This is a genomic window from Aquicella siphonis (assembly GCF_902459485.1).
GTDB classification, from domain to species: Bacteria; Pseudomonadota; Gammaproteobacteria; order DSM-16500; family DSM-16500; genus Aquicella; species Aquicella siphonis.
This window is the reverse complement of sequence record NZ_LR699119.1, coordinates 1,420,767-1,437,092: the sequence shown is the minus strand read 5'-3', so window position 1 is coordinate 1,437,092 and position 16,326 is coordinate 1,420,767. Positions and strand designations below refer to the sequence as shown.

13 protein-coding genes and 2 tRNA genes are annotated in these 16,326 nt (G+C 49.4%); 13 read left to right on the top strand and 2 right to left on the bottom strand.

Annotated features, from left to right (window positions below):
• Positions 1-77 precede the first annotated feature (77 nt).
• Entirely contained in the window at positions 78-2,090 is a 2,013-nt protein-coding gene (uvrB, locus tag AQULUS_RS06790) for an excinuclease ABC subunit UvrB (RefSeq protein ID WP_148339328.1), read from the top strand.
• 48 nt (positions 2,091-2,138) lie between these two features.
• On the opposite strand, the gene AQULUS_RS06785 is transcribed toward uvrB, so the two are convergent.
• The gene (locus tag AQULUS_RS06785; protein WP_148339327.1) at positions 2,139-3,539 is read right to left on the bottom strand and encodes a hypothetical protein; all 1,401 of its coding nucleotides are present in this window, start codon (positions 3,537-3,539) and stop codon (positions 2,139-2,141) included.
• Positions 3,540-3,727: 188 nt separating this feature from the next.
• Here AQULUS_RS06785 and AQULUS_RS06780 point away from each other — a divergent pair, with 188 nt between their 5' ends.
• A complete protein-coding gene (locus AQULUS_RS06780) occupies positions 3,728-5,185 on the top strand; it encodes a hypothetical protein (RefSeq protein WP_148339326.1) in 1,458 nt (485 codons plus the stop codon).
• A 48-nt stretch (positions 5,186-5,233) separates the two neighbouring features.
• On the opposite strand, the gene AQULUS_RS06775 is transcribed toward AQULUS_RS06780, so the two are convergent.
• Entirely contained in the window at positions 5,234-6,154 is a 921-nt protein-coding gene (locus AQULUS_RS06775; protein WP_148339325.1) for a DUF5996 family protein, read from the bottom strand.
• 315 nt (positions 6,155-6,469) lie between these two features.
• Between AQULUS_RS06775 and AQULUS_RS06770 the strand changes: the two genes are divergently transcribed.
• From AQULUS_RS06770 to AQULUS_RS06720, 11 genes are all read left to right on the top strand, one after another.
• Positions 6,470-6,544: transfer RNA gene (locus AQULUS_RS06770), tRNA-Val, on the top strand.
• 86 nt (positions 6,545-6,630) lie between these two features.
• The gene (gene thrS / locus AQULUS_RS06765) at positions 6,631-8,547 is read left to right on the top strand and encodes a threonine--tRNA ligase (RefSeq protein WP_148339324.1); all 1,917 of its coding nucleotides are present in this window, start codon (positions 6,631-6,633) and stop codon (positions 8,545-8,547) included.
• On the top strand, positions 8,544-9,077 hold the full coding sequence (gene infC, locus AQULUS_RS06760) for a translation initiation factor IF-3 (protein ID WP_197737335.1): 534 nt from the start codon (positions 8,544-8,546) through the stop codon (positions 9,075-9,077). Before thrS ends, infC begins: the two co-directional genes overlap by 4 nt.
• Before the next feature lie 95 nt (positions 9,078-9,172).
• Entirely contained in the window at positions 9,173-9,397 is a 225-nt protein-coding gene (gene rpmI / locus AQULUS_RS06755; protein WP_148339322.1) for a 50S ribosomal protein L35, read from the top strand.
• Between the two features lie 96 nt (positions 9,398-9,493).
• The gene (gene rplT, locus AQULUS_RS06750; RefSeq protein WP_148339321.1) at positions 9,494-9,859 is read left to right on the top strand and encodes a 50S ribosomal protein L20; all 366 of its coding nucleotides are present in this window, start codon (positions 9,494-9,496) and stop codon (positions 9,857-9,859) included.
• A gap of 111 nt (positions 9,860-9,970) precedes the next feature.
• Positions 9,971-10,984, top strand: a complete 1,014-nt coding sequence (gene pheS / locus AQULUS_RS06745) for a phenylalanine--tRNA ligase subunit alpha (protein WP_148339320.1) — start codon at positions 9,971-9,973, stop codon at positions 10,982-10,984.
• Positions 10,985-11,157: 173 nt separating this feature from the next.
• Complete coding sequence (pheT, locus tag AQULUS_RS06740; RefSeq protein WP_148339319.1) at positions 11,158-13,539, top strand: phenylalanine--tRNA ligase subunit beta; 2,382 nt, start codon at positions 11,158-11,160, stop codon at positions 13,537-13,539.
• Position 13,540: 1 nt separating this feature from the next.
• Positions 13,541-13,864, top strand: a complete 324-nt coding sequence (locus AQULUS_RS06735) for an integration host factor subunit alpha (RefSeq protein ID WP_148339318.1) — start codon at positions 13,541-13,543, stop codon at positions 13,862-13,864.
• Entirely contained in the window at positions 13,861-14,241 is a 381-nt protein-coding gene (locus AQULUS_RS06730; RefSeq protein ID WP_148339317.1) for a MerR family transcriptional regulator, read from the top strand. The genes AQULUS_RS06735 and AQULUS_RS06730 overlap by 4 nt, the downstream gene beginning before the upstream one ends.
• A gap of 149 nt (positions 14,242-14,390) precedes the next feature.
• A tRNA-Pro gene (locus AQULUS_RS06725) sits at positions 14,391-14,464 on the top strand.
• Between the two features lie 110 nt (positions 14,465-14,574).
• A complete protein-coding gene (locus AQULUS_RS06720; protein ID WP_148339316.1) occupies positions 14,575-16,248 on the top strand; it encodes an AMP-binding protein in 1,674 nt (557 codons plus the stop codon).
• Positions 16,249-16,326 lie beyond the last annotated feature (78 nt).

Here is a 16,326-nt window from a genome sequence, read left to right as displayed (position 1 = left end):
TAACATAATGCGCAGGCGGACGATTATAATGAATTTAACAACATTGTTCTATCACTGTTACACATTACATTGTGTCTATGACCCAAGATTTTGAATTGCATTCCAATTTCCAGCCGGCAGGCGATCAGCCCGAAGCGATACGAAAGCTGGTGGACGGCGTGCGGCAAGGCCTTGCTTACCAGGCGCTGCTGGGGGTGACAGGTTCAGGCAAGACTTTCACCATGGCCAATGTCATCAAGGAAATCAACAGGCCGACTCTCATACTCGCGCCTAACAAGACACTAGCTGCTCAATTGTATGGAGAAATGAAGGATTTTTTTCCACATAACGCGGTTGAATATTTTGTTTCCTATTATGACTATTACCAGCCCGAAGCCTATGTGCCTTCATCTGATACCTATATCGCCAAAGATGCGTCGATTAACGAACACATAGAGCAAATGCGCCTGTCAGCTACCAAGGCGTTGCTGGAAAGACGCGATGCTGTCATTGTGGCGACGGTATCAGCGATATACGGTCTCGGTGATCCGCGCATGTATCTGAGCATGGTCATGCATCTGGACCGCGGTGACAAAGTGGATCAGCGTTTTATCTTGCGGCGGCTGGCTGAGTTGCAATACACACGCAATGACATGGATTTGCATCGCGCGACATTTCGCGTGCGCGGTGACGTGATCGATGTTTATCCTGCTGAATCGGATAGTGAAGCGGTGCGCATAGAGTTATTGGGCGACGAAATTGAAAGCCTTTCCTATTTTGATCCGCTGACGGGTGAGGTAGTCAGACGCGTGCCGCGGCTGACGATTTATCCTAAATCACATTACGTGACCCAGCGTGATACCATCATCAAGGCCATAGACCAGATCAGAGCGGATTTGCGCGTACGACTTGAGGAATTATACCATCTGAACAAACTGGTGGAAGCGCAGCGTCTGGAGCAAAGAACCACCTATGACCTGGAGCTCATGAAGGAACTGGGATATTGTCAGGGAATAGAAAATTATTCCCGTTACCTGTCTGGCCGCGAACCGGGAGAGCCGCCGCCAACATTGTTTGATTACCTGCCCGCGGATGCGTTATTGATTATTGACGAATCCCATGTGACTGTTCCGCAGTTGAACGGCATGTACCGCGGTGACCGGTCCCGCAAGGAAACATTGGTCGAATATGGATTCCGTCTGCCTTCCGCGCTGGATAATCGCCCGCTGCGTTTTGATGAATTTACCGCCCGGGCGCCGCAAACAATATACGTTTCTGCGACGCCCGGTCCCTATGAAATGGAGCGTTCCGACGTGATTGCCGAACAAGTGGTGCGGCCTACCGGTTTGCTGGATCCGGAAGTCGAAGTTCGTCCCGCCACGTCACAAGTGGACGATTTACTGTCCGAAATTAACAAGCGGGTGGCGCAAAAGGAGCGCGTTCTTGTTACCACACTGACCAAGCGTATGGCTGAAGATTTGACGGAATATCTGGAAGAACATAATGTCCGGGTTCGTTATCTGCATTCTGATGTGGGCACAGTCGAGCGAGTGGAAATCATACGTGATTTGCGTCTGGGTGTGTTTGATGTTCTGGTGGGGATTAATTTATTGCGTGAAGGATTGGATTTGCCGGAAGTTTCCCTGGTGGGTATTCTGGATGCGGACAAGGAAGGTTTCCTGCGTTCAGAAACATCACTGGTTCAAACCATTGGGCGTGTCGCCAGACATTTTAATGGCAAGGCTATCCTGTATGCCGATCGTATGACCCGCTCCATGGAGCGCGCCATTCAGGAAACACAGCGCAGAAGAATGAAACAGCAAGCCTATAATGAGCAGCATGGCATTACACCCCGTAGTATCCTGAAAGCAGTGCACGATGTGATGGAGGGCGCGTATGCTGACAATAGCGTGCGCGGTCGTCTGTTTCCCAGGGCGCATGTTCAGGATGAGACATCAGAATACCTCGCTCTGCCTGCTGAAGCCTTGTCTGCGAAAATTCTCAAACTCGAAAATCAGATGTACGAGCATGCTCACAATCTCGAATTCGAAGAAGCTGCGCGGCTGCGCGATCTGATTCATCAGCTCAGGGATCTGACTCTGGGCAGGTAAGCTAAAATTCATTTCCCTGAAACAACAATGATCTGCCAGCAACAACGTCTAATACGGTGTGTGCTGTCTCATGTCTGGATTGTGCAGTACCGTTTGACTGTTGTCACTAATTTTTGCCGTGTCAAGAGAGGACGCATCTTGTTCTCTGCCGGATTTCAGTGTGCTTCGCCGTGTTTCGGGTCCGGCTGTTTCGAGCTTTCGTTTGCGATGCTGTCTGAAAAATGTGAATGAACTTGATGATGCCGGCGGAATGGATTCGGCTGAATTGAGTTCGGCGTATTCCGCGGAGTGCGGCGTGACTTGGGATGCGCCGGCTGTCTGGCTGATATTGAGCGCGCGCTCACCAAGCTGTTGCGCCGGTCTGGCGTCCCTGATGATATCGGGAAATTCTTGAAGCAGGTTTTGATAACTGGCTGTCTGCCTGAACATATCAGGTATGGAATCAGGGTAATTTCCGACGCGGTAGCAGACACCCGCCTGCGCGGCGACACTGTAAATTTCGTGAAAACTGTGAGATCCCGCCGCGATCAGCACACCCGCTACAGCCAGCGTGAGAAGATGAAGCTCCTCGGATGTCAATGGCGAGGAAGCGGTTTCCATCATGGCTTGTGTTATGCATAAATACGCAGCTGTGTGTCCTGACGGGCCTGCGACAAACGGGATTTCCCGCATTTGTGCGTCGGTGACAAAATGGGTTTGATGCCTGATGTCACGCTTGAAGCGGTCAATGGCGCGTGTATGCGGCGGAAGCTGGAAGCGCAGGGCGTCTTCTTTTGCGACAATTCCGGCCATGGTCGTCATGCAAGCCGGAGTTCTGGATTCATATCTGCCGCGATTCGCAAATAATTGTTTTGTTACAAGTTTTGTTTCGTGGTCATGTATCAGCGTGACCAGGCGTTTATTCTCGTCGTCACATTGTGTGTCCAATTTCAGGAACAGTTTGTAGATTGCAAGATAACCGGTCAGGATATGTTCGATGTGACGTGCTTCAGTCAAGACTCTTTTGGCGATACGAAACAGGGAGGCGGGTCGCGGGATTGTCTTTAATGGGTCACCAAGTCGTCCGAAATGATAAGTGTCAGGGTAAAAATACTTGCTCAACAGGTTCGCGACTCTGGCGCGGCGCCCGTCGTCTGCAAATTGAATCACTTTTTTTTCAAGATGATCTGCCATGACGGCGCCGATTTTATGCAGCAGGGGAAGAAATAAACTGTAATTGCTTAATACGGCTATCGCCAGTTTGGATTCAAACAATACTTTTCGGCGGTGATTTTGATTGCTGTCAAACTTGTCCTCTGGTTGAGGCGTGCCTAGAGGCGCGAATATGGGACATTGGGTAAAATGATCCCAACCCCATAGATACAAGTTGTCAGGCGCGACTTCCTCGTCTACGTCTATCGTTTTGTAACTCTGATCTATCTTGTTGAAAGCAATAAGCAGTTTATACATGGCCGTGGTTTGGTTCCCGGGAAGCTCAAGTCTCACTCAGGCAGCAGTGAACATTGAATCAGCTGGCCTGGTGAGACAGGGCTGGTTTATTAATTTCGCCTTAATATTCGTAATGTAGACTATCCGCCAAAATTTTCATACCAATTATAAGTAATTAAAGCTGGAAAGAACGAGGCTGGTTTGCACCCATGAAATCGAGAATTTTTTTGCCTGGCGTTTCAGAGGCTGAGGGTTTGGCAGAAATAACAGAAACAGACCCGACGATCTGGTATCCCGAGTTAAGCCGTTATGGCTGGGATCATTTCGAACAATGCCGCATACTCGCGCCGCATGGCACGCCGCAACCGGATGACAAGTTTGATACAAACGATAATCACAAGCGCAAAGTCACGTTTGAATCCAGGCTGGCGCTTGCCGTGCTGAAAAACCATACATTATTTACGCCTCTTTTGCATAAAATTGGCAAATGCATGGATGAGTTCCTGAGGCACGCGCGCGATCACGCCGCCCGCACTCATCGCGCACAACAACATAACTCTTTTGTGGAAAAAGCGGGTGAGGTGTTCCGTGATTACTTTTTCACGGATAAACCTTATTTTGGCCGCGAAGCGGGTGCTGCGTCGGTGCCAGGGATTGAGGAAGCATTCAGGTTTGGACGCCGGACTTTGGTCGGCGGCAAGGAAATCGAGAAAATTATGTTTGCCCATATGGCTATGTTGAATATCTTCAAGCAAATGGATGGCAGCAAGGTAGCAGGATATTATCAGAATGCAAACAGGCATTATCATCAGATACTCAGGCCCCAGGCATTGTTTAAAAATCGCGGCAGAGTGAAGCGCGATGACGCGGCGCTGCAGACATTCGAGATGGCGGGGTATGAAGAAGAGCCTACCGTGCGCAGTAAACTGATGCCGCATACCCGGGCAATTGATACATTCACACGGGATTTGAATCTTCCGTCAGATTTTTCATACGAATCTTTTCTCAGGGAAATACCATTTGTGGCTGGTCCGTCAGGCAGCGCAGCAGAGTGTTTTTTGAGCGCTCTGACTTTTACCCGCGGCAAACTTTCCCATGATGAATTGCAATTATACGCCTTATGCTGCGTGGGATACCTGGTGGGATCTGGTGCGCACAGTTTTCACGAAGTCTTTGTGATCGCGCAGCTGCTCGGTTTGTCCTATACCCCAGGGTGCTATGAAGATGCGATACATCCGTTATTTCAGGGAACGCATGAATATCAACAATTGCTGCAGGAATTTCCTGACATCATCAGGGATACGCGCGCTCCGCTGGACAATATTACGGAAGATGCGCGCAATGAAAAAGCTGCGGTGACAAAGAGTGATGAAGAATCGGAAGAGACTGAAACAACCGAGGAGCAGAACACGGCGCAGAGCAAGAGTCTGCCTACAGATTCTGCTTTTGGCATGCACGGATTGTTTCCGGGTTTTTCAATTAATACCCACAAACGCAAACGTGAAGATGTGAAAACGGTTCAACCTTCAGCGTCCACCTCTGTGGTTAGTGAAAAGTTCCAGCGCGTTGCCAAGTGCTTGCGCACCGATCAGCTGCAGTGCCAGGCAGATCACATGAGTGATGCGAATAGCGATGCGAAGTTCAGAGCGGGAAACTTAAGATATTGATCCGCGTAACGCGAATCCCGCTGCGGCCAGCGCTGGCGCGCGCTATGGTTAAACAGGTTGTCCGGGAACGAGCAGGCTTTTATCCCAGCCGGCGATGTCGGTTTCGGATTGATATGTCGATTCAAAAAACGTGAGCAGTTCTTCTTCGGGATTTTTTGCCGTGCGCACATCGTCATAATCCAGAATAAACTCCCGCAATGTATTATCCCAGCGTGCTTTCCGCGGCTTGATTCTGGCCTTTTCCAAACCTTTTACTTCGGGATAGAGAAATGAAAAATAGGCCGGCCGCGGATACTGTTCAGATCCGCTCCACCAACCCACTTCCACTTGCGCATCATCCATGGCGTTACGCCTTAAATATCCTGCGTTCGCACCCGTGCCGGTGATGTGTATGCCTTGATAACGTGCGTCGCGCAAATCCAGTGTGCCCCACATCAGGCCGATGGGAGGCGAAATCCCGTAATAGTGCGAATGATAACGCTGCATGACACGGTATGAGCTGATCATGATTCGCAGCCATGCGTTCGCCAATCCAGGGTTGTATTCGCGTGTTTCAATGTCCTTGTCAAATGCGATGGGATTGGGAACTTCCTGAGGCATGAGGTTAATAGAAATCACAATGCCCATATCACTCAGGGCGCCAAGAAAGATACCAATGAATTGCGCGACGGACATTGAGCGTACGCTGAAACTCGCGCTATCCCCCCAGCTGGATGTGCAATGTACCTGATGATGGATGAGATCGAGATCAATGGAATAAGTCCCCATGCCATACGGGATAGGTCCGGTTGTTAACCCCTGGCTGGTCAGCCAAAGGGCGACATTTGACCAGTGCGGGTCGAATGGCGTCGCCAGTTTAAGTTTGCCCAGCGCTTGCGCGATACGATGCAAAAGATATTGAGTGGGTTTGAAGTCTTCATATGATAATGCCGGCCACGGCTCGTATTGAGCGGGAATGATGCTTGACATGATCGCTCCTTATGATCCCCCTGAGATATATCCATTATAGCAGGACTGGCCAACACGGGCGGCAAGACGTGGCCGGCGAATCTTTTAGCCAAAATCCGGGAAATTTAAGTATTTAAGAGCATATATGATCAAAATATAACCATATCAGGTGTGGCAAGGAAAACTATGAGCTTGTCTTGAGTGCCGGTTTTGCTGATAAGTCCGGGATTGAATGAAAAAGAAAAAAATGATTTTATTTGCAACTTTCATCACGTTAACCTTGATAATTGCAGTGCTACGTTGTATCGTTAGCACCCGAATTTCGAGAGACTGCACAGGCACGTAGCTCAGTGGTAGAGCATCACCTTGACATGGTGGTGGTCGGTGGTTCGATCCCACTCGTGCCTACCAGATAAAAAAATCCCTTGCTGGCTTTGCAGCGAGGGATTTTATTTTGTATAACTAATTCTTTCATACTACATTTAAGCAGTGAATTTATGCCTGTTATCACACTACCGGATGGAAGCCAAAAAAAGTTTGATGTCCCTGTTACCCTGGCGCAGGTTGCAGCCAGTATCGGGAGCGGCCTTGCCAAGGCTGCCATTGCAGGCAAGGTCAATGGCAAGCTGGTTGATGTCTTTTTTCTCATCGAGTCAGATGCGGATGTGCGCATTCTGACGGACAAGGATCCTGAAGGGATTGAAATTATCCGCCATTCAACCGCCCACTTGCTTGCTCATGCCGTCAAATCATTGTTTCCCACCGCCCAGGTCACAATAGGTCCGGTGATTGAAAACGGGTTTTATTATGATTTTGCTTTTGGCCGCCCCTTTTCAGTAGATGATCTGGCGCAAATCGAAGAGAAAATGCATGAGATCGCTCAAAAGGGTCACGTGGTCACGCGGAAAGTGCTGACACGCGATGAAGCTATAAAATTTTTCAAGGACTTGGGCGAGGAATATAAAGTCAGGATTATCCAGGATATTCCCGAGGATGAAGTGCTGACTATTTATCAGCAGGATGATTTTGCTGATTTATGCCGCGGCCCCCATGTCCCTAACACAGCCATGCTGAAAGCTTTCAAGCTGACCAAAGTGTCAGGCGCTTATTGGCGCGGTGATTCCAGCAATGAAATGCTGCAGCGCATTTACGGCACGGCGTGGAAAGATAAAAAGGCGCTGGATGATTATCTTAAAAACCTGGAAGAGGCCGAAAAGCGGGATCACCGCAAGCTCGCGAAGATCATGGATCTCTTTCATATCCAGGAAGAAGCTCCGGGTATGATCTTCTGGCATCCGAATGGATGGGCGATCTATAAGGCCATTAAAGAATATATCAGCGGCAAGGTGGCTGAGCAGGGTTATGAAGAAGTGGTGACGCCGCAAATTGTGGATATCGAATTGTGGAAAAAGTCAGGCCATTGGGCTAATTTCGGCGAAGAAATGTTTACCGTCAAAACAGAGGACCGTACTTTTGCTGTTAAGCCCATGAGCTGCCCTTGTCATGTGCAGATATTCAAGCAGGGATTGAAGAGTTACCGGGATCTGCCTTTCAAACTGGCGGAATTCGGTTGTGTTCATCGTAACGAGCTGACCGGTGCCATGCATGGTTTGATGCGGGTCAGGCAATTGACCCAGGATGACGGGCATATTTTCTGTACTGAAGAACAGGTTCAGGAACAGGCTTCTCTATTTATTCAGTCAGTCATAGAAGCTTACCGGGATTTTGGTTTTGATGAGATTATCTTCAAGCTGGCCACTCGTCCAGACAAGCGTCTGGGTTCTGATGCTTTATGGGATAATGCCGAAGGAGCATTGGCTAAAGCCTTATCCAGCCTGGGTCTTGCTTTTGAGACACGGCCCGGCGAAGGGGCTTTCTATGGTCCCAAGATTGAGTTTCACTTAAAAGACTGCCTTGGCCGCATGTGGCAATGTGCTACCCTGCAGCTGGATTACGCCATGCCCGACCGTCTGGAAGCCACTTATGTCGCTGAAGACGGAACCAGGAAGACCCCGGTCATGTTGCACCGAGCCATTTTAGGCTCGGTCGAGCGTTTTATGGGTATCTTGTTGGAGCATTATGCTGGTAAACTACCTGTCTGGCTTGCGCCAACCCAGGCTGTGGTCATGAATATAACGGATAAACAGGCCGATTTTGTGGCTGAAATCACCCAGGAGTTGAAAAAACATGGGGTTAGGGCAAAATCAGACTTGAGAAATGAGAAAATCGGCTTTAAAATCCGCGAGCACACCATTGAACATGTACCTTACCTGTTAGTGGTAGGGGATCGTGAGGTAGAATCACGTACTGTCTCTGTGAGAACAAAAGATGGCTCAGATCTTGGGGTGATGCCGGTTGGCAAATATATAGAACTTATTAATGCCGAAATAGCGCGACGGGGTCGCACTGAATAGGAGGATGTAGAATTAGCACAGAAAAAAAGCCTCGCGTAAACGAAGAGATCAAATCTCATGAGGTTCGTGTCATTGATGCTGAAGGCCAGCAGCTTGGCGTGATATCAATCCACGAAGCAAGAAGAATCAGTGAAGAAGCCGGGTTGGATTTAGTCGAGGTTTCGCCAGAGGCTAAACCTCCTGTCTGCCGTATTATGGACTATGGCAAGTACAAATTTCAGATGAGCAAGCGCAAGGCTGCCGCCAAAAAGAAGCAGAAGCAAATTCAGATCAAGGAAGTCAAGCTGCGTCCTGCGACTGAGGAAGCGGACTATCAGGTCAAGCTGCGCAGTATTATGAAGTTTTTGGAAAATGGGGACAAATCAAAGGTGACAGTTCGTTTTCGCGGCCGTGAAATGTCGCACCCTGAACTGGGCATGCAGTTGCTGGAACGGATGCAAAAGGATTTAACCGAGTATGGGATGGTTGAGCAGCATCCCAAATTTGAAGGCCGCCAGATTGTGATGATACTGGGTCCCAAGAAGAAGTAATGCGTGTTACGCGTTTGTTTTTTCTCAGTAAGCAATGCTCCTCAGGGTGACACGCGTTTTTTTGTGTTTTTATTTTTGCAATGTTGGAGTAAGAAATGCCAAGAGCTTATAAAGGTAAGAAAACGGTTAAGTTAAAGTCGAATCGTGGCGCAGCGAAACGGTTTCGCGCGGCAGGAAAAGGTGGCTTCAAGTGTAATGGCGCCAAACGCCGCCACCAGATGACTTGCAAGACGACCAAAATGAAGCGTCACGCACGGGCAGGCTTTATGGTGCGCGATGAAGATTTGGGCAGAGTCGAGCAAATGCTTCCCTATGCTTAACTTATAAAAACGTCCCGCCTGTCGCCTATGCTGGATGTGGTGCCGGGCCTGTTAACGCACTGAATAGTGCAAATGATTTTAAAAAGAGGATAGAGTATGTCAAGAGTCAAACGTGGTGTTATAGCAAGAGCCAGACATAAAAAGATTCTGGCCAAGGCTAAAGGTTATTATGGTGCGCGCAGCCGCGTGCTTCGTACCGCAAAACAGGCAGTCATCAAGGCTGCGCAATATGCTTTTCGTGACCGCAGACAAAGAAAGCGTGAATTCCGTGCCCTCTGGATTGCTCGCGTCAATGCGGGTGCCCGCGCGCATGGCATGAGTTACAGTGCCTTCATGAATGGATTGAAAAAAGCATCGATAGAGATAGACCGCAAGGTTCTCGCTGATATCGCAGTGCATGACAAGGCGGCATTTACTGCATTGGTAGAGCAGGCGAAAGCCGGTTTGCAATCTGCTGCTTAAGGGTTGCTTGAAACAGGTAAAGCGGCGCGCCGCTTTATGCCGTAGATACAATGGCAGCACGATGTTTTCCACATCGTGCTTCATGCTTTTTTGAAGGGGATGTATCCGTGCATGCAAGCTTTAGACGAAATCCTGAAACACGCGGAATCCGAAATCAAATCTGCGGCTGATTTAAAGTCGCTTGATCATTTTCGTGTTTATTATCTCGGCAAGAAAGGCCAGTTAACAGAATACCTCAAGACATTAGGTCAGCTGCCGCCCGCAGAACGGCCAGCAGCCGGCCAGAAAATCAATGCGGCGAAGGAAGCCGTTCAGGCGCTGATAGACCAGCGCATTTTGCAGTTACAATCCACCTTGATCGAAAAGCAACTCGCATCGGAATCAATTGATGTGACCTTGCCCGGCAGATCAGAAGGAATGGGAAGCATTCATCCGGTCACCAGAACATTTGATACCTTGCGGCGAATCTTCAGCCAGATGGGGTTTGTATTTATGGAGGGACCGGAAATCGAGGAAGACTATTATAATTTCACAGCCTTGAATGTGCCTCCTCTGCATCCGGCCCGCGCGATGCAGGATACCTTTTATTTCAGCAACGGCCTGGTATTGCGCAGCCAGATGTCGCCAGTACAGATTCATGCCATGAAAACCATGCGGCCGCCCTTGCGAATGGTGGCGATGGGCAGAGTATACCGCCGGGATTTTGATTTGACCCATACCCCCATGTTTCACCAGATGGAATGCCTCATGGTCGATGAGCGGGTAACATTCGCGGACCTTAAAGGCCTTCTCAATCACTTTCTGAAAGAGTTTTTTGAGACCGATGCTCCTATCCGTTTCCGCCCGTCCTATTTCCCTTTTACCGAACCTTCCGCCGAGGTTGATATAGGATGCATCAGATGCAGTGGCAAGGGATGTCGTATATGCAAGAATTCAGGATGGCTGGAAGTCCTGGGTTGCGGCATGGTGCACCCCAATGTGTTGAACGGTGTGAATATTGACAGTGAAAAATATCGGGGTTTTGCATTCGGTGTCGGCATAGATCGATTGACGCTGCTGAAATATGGCATGACCGATCTGCGATCATTATTCGAAAATGATTTGCGCCTGTTGAAACAGTTTTAACCGTGATACCTTGAATGGCGGCAACACTACTGTTATCGATCTGCTGCTTGCGTCGCAACTAATGGTTTTCAATGTGAGTTAACCAGGGCAGAAGACCTTCGCGGCGGCCATTCCCCGCACGAAGTGACAGAAACGGTGCTGGCAATATGAGAGACTGAACAAGAGAGATGACTATGAAATGCAGTGAATCCTGGTTGCGTGAATGGGTGGATCCTGGTTTAACGCATGAACAATTGTGCAGCACGCTGACGATGGCGGGCCTGGAAGTCGAAGAAATTGTTCCGGTTGCGAATCATTTCAGCGGAGTGATTGTCGGACAGGTGTTAACCACTGAAAGACATCCGGAAGCCGAGCGCCTGCATGTTTGCACAGTGAATATCGGCGAGCCTGCGATTCTGGAAATTGTATGCGGTGCCGAAAATGTGCGCGCCGGCATCAAGGTTCCCGTAGCGGCTGTAAATGCAGTCTTGCCGAACGGGACGGTGATCTCGCAAGCTGTTATTCGGGGAGTTACTTCTCAGGGCATGCTGTGCTCAGCGAGCGAGCTGGGATTGTCTGAAACAAGCCAGGGCTTGCTGGAGCTGCCGGAAGACGCGCCAATCGGCGCGGATTTGAAAACTTACCTTATGCTGGATGACCATATTATCGATATCTCAATCACGCCAAATCGCGGTGACTGTCTGAGTGTGAGAGGCATTGCCCGGGAAATTTCCGCATTGACCCGCGTGCCGCTACTCAAAAATAATCCCACTCCAGAAGTTGAATCGGTTTTTAACATCATTCACAGTGTGGCGGTGGAAGCCGAGTCAGCATGTCCGGTTTACATAGGCCGTGTCATTCGCAACATCAAGGCGGATGCGTTAACACCTGTCTGGATGAAAGAGCGTCTGCGACGCAGCGGCATCCGGGCTATCAGCCCTGTGGTAGATGCCACGAATTATGTCATGCTTGAGTTGGGTCAGCCCATGCATGCGTTTGATTTGAACCGGGTCAGGCAGGGAATAAGGGTACGCCTGTCGCGTACAGGGGAAACCATTACCTTGCTGGATGGCAGCGAGAAACACCTGGATGCCCAAACCCTGATCATTGCTGATGATGAAAAACCACTGGCCATCGCCGGGGTCATGGGCGGCGCGGATTCGGGCGTGAACTTGCTGACCACGGATATCTTCCTCGAAAGCGCCTACTTCGACCCGCAAGTCATCGCAAGACAGCGCCAGTATTATGGGCTGACCTCTGAGTCTGCTTATCGTTTTGAACGTGGCGTGGATCCAACCATACAGCGTCAGGCCATGGAATGGGCGACGCAATTAATCATCGACATAACGGGCGGCGAAGTAGGGCCGGTCATTGAGCTTGTCAATAAGAGCGCTCTCCCCGATCAACGTCTTTTGACCCTGCCTGTTGAGAAAATTGAAAAAGTCCTGGGCGTCGCCATTCCCGGGCAGGAAGTGGAAAATATATTCGAAGCACTCAAGTTCAAATACAAACGGGAAAATACTCAATGGCGCGTATTGGTTCCGCCTTACCGTTTTGATATCACACTTCCTGAAGACTTGATCGAAGAAATCGCCCGCTTGCACGGTTATGACAAAATTCCTGCTCATACGCTTGCAGCTGAACTGCAGTCGGGAAATACCAGCACGGGCGCGAGAGACTGGCGGCCGCTTAGGCAGCTGCTCAGTGACAGAGGGTATCATGAAGTCATTACTTACAGCTTCATAGACAGCAAGCTGCAAAAACTTCTGGATCCGGAAGAGACCCCATGCGAGCTTGTGAACCCTATCACATCCGATATGACCGTCATGCGTACCAGCCTGCTTCCGGGGCTGGTGAATACGCTGCTTTATAATCACAGCCGCCAGCAGAACAGGGTCCGGCTGTTTGAGCTCGGAACCTGTTTTAACAGACGCGGCAAGAACATTCTGCAGCAGAGCAGGCTGGGCGGTATCATCATGGGGCACGTCTGTCCGGAGCAGTGGGGTATTCCGGCCCGGGAGGCGGATTTTTACGATCTCAAGGGCGACCTGGAGTGCCTGTTTCATACTCTCCCTGCCAATAAACCGCTGACATTCAAGCCTGTGAACCACCCGGGGATGCACCCGGGCCAGACGGCGGGAATCTTCTATGACGGGCAGCAATGGGGCGTGGCAGGAGCTTTACACCCCACTGTCAGTCAGTCCCTGGATCTGCCTGGCAAGGTATTTGTATATGAACTGGACATCCGGCTTCTGGAAATGACCGGCCTGAACCGGTTCCAGGAAGTGTCCAAATTCCCGGAAATCCGCCGTGACCTGGCCATTCTGGTAAATCAGGCTATACCAGCAAGCGAGATTCAGGATACAATAAAAGTGATTGCAGGTGATTGGTTAAAAGACGTTTTTATATTTGACGTCTATCAAGGGAAAGGAATCTCACCTGGTCTTAAAAGTATTGCGTTGGCCTTAATCTTGCAGCATCCAACGCGTACCTTAGTAGACGATGAAGTAACAGCGCTAGTGGAACGTGTTGTCACAACGTTGAACGGAAAATTAGGAGCGGAATTAAGGAGATGATATGACGCTAACTAAAGCTGATCTTGCAAAGCACTTGGATGAAGAAATCGGGTTGACCAACCGCGAAGCCAAGGAAATCGTTGAATTATTTTTTCAATATATCAGCGATGCCCTCATTAACGGCCAGCAGGTCAAAATATCCGGTTTTGGCAATTTCACTCTTCATGACAAGAAAGAACGCCCGGGACGTAACCCAAGAACCGGTGAAGAAGTGCCGGTAACCGCGCGGCGTGTGGTGACCTTTCATTGCGGGCAAAAACTCAAGGCGCGAGTTGAAAAATTCATAGGCAAGGAAGTCAAGGAAGGTGCGGGAGACAGCAAGTGAAGCGTAAGCAGAAGACGGTGAATGATTTACCCGCCATTCCTGACAAGTTATACTTCACAATTAGCGAAGTGAGTCACTTGTGTTCACTCAAGGCCTATGTGCTGCGTTACTGGGAGCAGGAGTTTCCACAGCTAAGACCTGTCAAGCGCAGGGGCAACAGGCGTTTTTACCAGCATCAGGATATCTTGCTGGTTCGCCAGATCAGAAAATTGTTATATGAAGATGGATTTACGATTGAAGGTGCCCGTTTGCAGCTCTCAAACACGCCTGAAACGGTAAGTCAATCAGTAAAAGTGAATGCAATGGTAAAAAAAGTTATTGCAGAACTCGAAAGTGTTTTGCAAAATCTGCAAGCGGAAATGAAAGCGAGCCATTAAACCTTACCGGGCCCTCAAACAAACCCTGGCCCGGAATTTCTCGCAGCCGCAAGAGCATGAACAAACCTGTTGCCCATATGACGCATCAAGCGGTTGTCAGAAAGGCCAGGGGTTCAAGACGAGAATGGAAATGGTATCGCGTCTATCAACGGGGCGTGGCGCAGCCTGGTAGCGCACTTGCATGGGGCGCAAGTGGTCGCCGGTTCAAATCCGGCCGTCCCGATCAAAATGTTTATACCTCATCTTACGCAGGCTATTCACGCTAATAGCCTCGCGAAAATGAGGGTTGGTGCATGGGACCATAGTCTGATTAGTTATCGCAAGGAATTATGCGTGGAAAAAATATGGCTAAAAAGTTATCCTCAAGGCGTGCCAGCTGAAATCAATCCGGATGTTTACCAGTCCATACCTGAGTTTTTCGAAACCAGTTGCAAAATGTACGGCAACGATCCCGCATTTTATAATCTGGGTCAAACCTTAACGTACAGCCAGATAGAACAATATACACGCGATTTCGCTGCTTATTTGCAGCAGGAACTGAAATTGAAAAAAGGCGAGCGCGTCGCCATCATGCTTCCAAACACCTTGCAATATCCTATTGCCATGTACGGCGCGCTGCGCGCGGGATTGATAGTCGTGAATGTGAATCCGCTCTATACCGCGGATGAATTGGTCCACCAGCTGAATGATGCCGGTGCGAGTACACTGGTGGTCATCGCCAATTTTGCGGCCACTGTCCAGGCGGCATTGCCGGAAATCCCCGCGTTGAAAAATGTCATTATCACAAATATGGGCGATATGCTGAAGCCGCTCAAGGGTGTCATCGTCGATTTTGTCCTGAAATATGTTTATAAAAAAATACCTTCCTGGAGTATCCCGGGCGCCATCGCGTTTAAAGAAACCTTGTCAAAAGGCAGGAAGCACATGTTTCAACCTGTTCCCCTGGTGAATCAGGATATTGCTTTCCTGCAGTATACCGGCGGCACAACGGGCATTGCGAAGGGCGCCATTCTGACACACCGGAACCTGCTTGCTAATATTGAACAAGCCCATGCATGGTTTAGCACGCTGCTGGTCAAGGAAAAAGAAAGCGTGGTGACTGCCCTGCCGCTTTATCATATCTTTTCGCTAACCGCGAACTGTCTCTATTTTGCAAAAATCGGCGGTTTGAATATTCTTATCACCAATCCGCGCGATATACCTGGCATGATCAAGGAACTGGCAAAATTCCAATTCACCGCGATCACCGGCGTGAATACTTTATTCAACGCATTAATGAAAAATCCTGGTTTTGCCAGCCTGGATTTCAGCCGTATGCATCTCGCGCTGGGCGGAGGCATGGCAGTGCAGCGAATTGTAGCCGAGAAATGGCAGGGGATAACTAAAGCGCCGCTGCTGGAAGCTTATGGTTTGACGGAAACATCACCATGCGTCACTATCAATCCAGCCAATCTGACAGGATTTAACGGCACAATCGGATTGCCGGTTTCATCCACGGATGTGTGTATTCTTGATGCCGAATATCGTGAACTGCCCATAGGGCAGGCGGGTGAACTCGCGGTCAAAGGTCCGCAAGTCATGAAAGGCTACTGGAACAAGCCCGAGGAAACCGCCAAGGCTTTCACGCCGGACGGCTGGCTGTTGACGGGAGACATAGCCACTATCGATGAACAAGGTTTTTTGCGCCTGCTTGAGCGCAAAAAAGACATGATCCTGGTGTCCGGCTTTAATGTTTACCCCAATGAGATTGAAGATGTCCTGGCAAGATTGAAAGGCGTGCATGAGGTTGCGGTGGTTGCGGTCCCGGATGAGAGTTCCGGAGAAGTTCCCAAGGCTTTCATCGTAAAAGATGATCCTCAATTAACAGATGAAGATGTTGTGAAATATGCCAGGGCGCATTTGACACCCTATAAAATTCCCAAATATATCGAGTTCGTGAAGGACCTGCCGAAAACAAATGTGGGAAAAATTTTACGGCGTGCGCTGAGAGACGCGTCAGGCGCATGATAATGCACTGAATACCGTGCGAGACCTTAATCTTCATGGTATAATTCTGCGGTTAAAATTCAACTAAAATGCAGCCTA